This is a genomic window from Mesorhizobium sp. M7A.F.Ca.MR.362.00.0.0 (assembly GCF_004023175.1).
In the GTDB taxonomy this organism is placed as follows: Bacteria; Pseudomonadota; Alphaproteobacteria; order Rhizobiales; family Rhizobiaceae; genus Mesorhizobium.
In genome coordinates this window covers 18036-21073 of the sequence record NZ_RZTF01000070.1, presented here as the reverse complement: position 1 = coordinate 21073, position 3038 = coordinate 18036, and the positions used below count along the sequence as shown (strand labels likewise).

Below are 3038 nucleotides of genomic sequence, written 5' to 3'. Positions count from 1 at the left end.
CGCGACGGAGCTTCGCTCCTGCTTCGCCCTAGGATGACGAAGTTGGGGAGGCTTCAGCCATCCCTACGCTCTACCGATCCTTGACCGTCTCCATTGCCACGAAGGTCGAGGTCTGGGCGACATGGGGCAGGGCCGAGATGCGCTCGCCCAGGACGCGGCGATAGGCGGCGATATCCCGGGTGCGCACCTTCAGCAAATAGTCGAAGCTCGACGCCATCATGTGGCACTGCTCGATCTCCGGCACGGCCTGTACGGATCGGTTGAAGGCATCGAGCGCGGCGGATCGGGTGTCGGACAATTTCACCTGGACGAAAGCGACATGGCCTTCGCCCATGCGCTCGCGGTCGATGATCGCCTGGTAGCCTCTGATATAGCCGTCCTTTTCCAGCCGCTTCACCCGCGCCTGCACCGGCGTCTTCGACAGGCCGACCTTTGTCGCGAGTTCCGACATGGAAAGCCGGCCATCGCTTGCCAGCGCCGACAGGATATTCCTGTCGATGCGGTCCAATTGGTCTTCTATCATCGAAAATGCAGTCCATATGTCAGTTTTGAGCCGTTATGATAGATCGAATGACCTGCAATGTCGATTTCTTCGGACCGACTGAAAATTCGTACCTGTGCTAGCTTGCGCCATTCGGTCCGGTGACCGCCGGCCCGATCTCCTTTGCTCGATCCATGGGACCGCCATGCCAGCGCTCGATGCCATCCGCCAGCAGATTCGCGCCAACTACCTGCCCGACGAAGACGAGGCCGTGAAGCGGCTTGCCGACGCTACGGCGCTCTCCGGGAAAGACCGCAAGGCGATCTCGGCACAGGCCGCCGATCTGGTGCGGGCGGTGCGCGGCTCGTCGGATCCTCGGCTGATGGAAGTCTTCCTCTCTGCCTATGGTCTCTCCACCAAGGAAGGCGTGGCGCTGATGTGCCTGGCCGAGGCGCTCTTGCGTGTGCCTGACACCGAAACGATGGACGACCTCATCGCCGACAAGATCGCGCCGCACGACTGGTCGGCGCATTCGGGCGGTTCAAGCTCCATCTTCGTCAATGCCTCGACCTGGGCGCTGATGCTGACCGGCCGCGTCCTCGATGAGGGCGAGGGCGGCATCGAGGGCACGCTGCGTTCTATGGTGCGGCGGCTCGGCGAGCCGGTCATCCGCAAGGCGGTGGCCGCCGCCATGCGTGAAATGGGCGAGCAGTTCGTGCTCGGCCGCACCATCACGGAAGCCGTCAAGCGCGGCCGGCCGATGACGCAGAAGGGCTACCTCTACTCCTTCGACATGCTGGGCGAGGCAGCCCGCACCGAGGCCGACGCCTTGCGCTATCATAAGGCCTATGCCGACGCGATTTCGTCGCTCGATTCCGGCTCCAACGGTCCTGACATCAGGCAGAACCACGGCATCTCGGTCAAGCTTTCGGCGCTGCATCCGCGCTACGAGGTGGCGCAGAAGGACGAGATGCTGCCTGTGATGGCAGACCGGCTCTTGTCGCTGGCGCTGGCCGCGCGCCATTCGCGCATGGGCCTCAACATCGATGCCGAGGAGGCCGACCGCCTCGATCTGTCGCTCGACGTCATCGAGCGGGTGCTGGCCGAGCCGGAGCTCGCCGGTTGGAACGGCTTTGGCGTGGTGGTGCAAGCGTATGGGCCACGCGCGGCCTTCGCCATCGATTGGCTCTATGCGCTGGCCAGGAAATACGACCGCAACATCATGGTGCGGCTGGTCAAGGGTGCCTATTGGGACACCGAGATCAAGCGCGCGCAGACGCTCGGACTGTCAGGCTATCCCGTCTTCACCCGCAAGACCAACACCGACGTTTCCTACATGGCTTGCGCGAAAAAGCTGCTATCGATGACCGACCGCATCTATCCGCAATTCGCCACCCACAATGCCCACACCGTCGCTGCCATCTTGGCGATGGCGGACAATCGCGATTCTTTCGAGTTCCAGCGCCTGCACGGCATGGGCGAGGCGCTGCACGAGACGGTGCGCCGGTCCGAAGGCACGCGCTGCCGCATCTATGCACCGGTCGGTGCGCATTCCGATCTGCTGGCCTATCTGGTCCGCCGGTTGCTGGAGAACGGCGCCAATTCCTCCTTCGTACACCAACTGACCGACGAGGACGTCGAGCCGGAGGACATTGCGCGCGATCCGCTCGAAACGGTCGAGAGCCAGGGTCCGGCCGCCAATCCGGCGATTGCCCGGCCTTCCCAAATTTTTGGGGCCGGGCGTCGCAATTCGAAAGGATTCGACATCACCGACACGGTGACGCTGGCGGCGATCGACACGGCCAGGGCGGCCTTCGCTGGGCCGGATCGTTGGCATGCCAAGCCGATCACCCGTGCCGCCGGCTACGGCAAGCAGCGTCCGATCGTCAACCCGGCAAAGCCTTCCGAAGTGGTCGGCACGGTCAGCGAAGCCGCCGCAAAGCAAGTCGCGACCGCCGTGCGCTTTGCCGTGGAAGCGCAACCGGCCTGGGCAAAACGTCCCGTTGCCGAGCGCGCTGCCATCCTCAATCGTGCCGCCGATCTCTATGAGGCGAATGCGGTCGAGTTCTTTGCACTCGCCACCCGCGAGGCCGGCAAATCGCTGGCCGACGGCGTCGCCGAAGTGCGCGAGGCCGTCGACTTCCTGCGTTACTACGCCACCGAGGCGGCCAATGCGGAGGCGGGCACGCAAGCGCGCGGCGCCATCGTCTGCATTTCGCCGTGGAATTTCCCGCTCGCCATCTTCACCGGCCAGATCGCGGCCGCGCTCGTCACCGGCAATTCGGTTATCGCCAAGCCAGCCGAACAGACGCCGCTGATCGCCTTCCGGGCTGTCGAGTTGCTGCGCGAGGCTGGCGTGCCGGAAGACGTCATCCAGCTTCTGCCCGGCGACGGCCCGTCGGTCGGTGGCCCGCTGACCGCTGACCCGCGCATTGCCGGCGTTTGCTTCACCGGCTCGACCGAGGTTGCCAAGCTGATCGAGAAGCAGCTGGCCGAGACGGCCGAGCCCGACGCCATGCTGATCGCCGAGACCGGCGGCCTTAACGCGATGATCGTC

At 64.5% G+C, this 3038-nt stretch carries 2 protein-coding genes; one reads left to right on the top strand and one right to left on the bottom strand.

Annotated elements, in window-relative coordinates; genetic code table 11:
* Positions 1-70 precede the first annotated feature (70 nt).
* On the bottom strand, positions 71-523 hold the full coding sequence (locus EOC06_RS12190) for an Lrp/AsnC family transcriptional regulator (protein WP_127399081.1): 453 nt from the start codon (positions 521-523) through the stop codon (positions 71-73).
* 163 nt (positions 524-686) lie between these two features.
* On the opposite strand from EOC06_RS12190, the gene putA reads away from it, so the two are divergent.
* Positions 687-3038 (top strand): bifunctional proline dehydrogenase/L-glutamate gamma-semialdehyde dehydrogenase PutA (putA, locus tag EOC06_RS42330; protein ID WP_245469514.1); only part of this gene is annotated, 2352 nt, incomplete at its 3' end.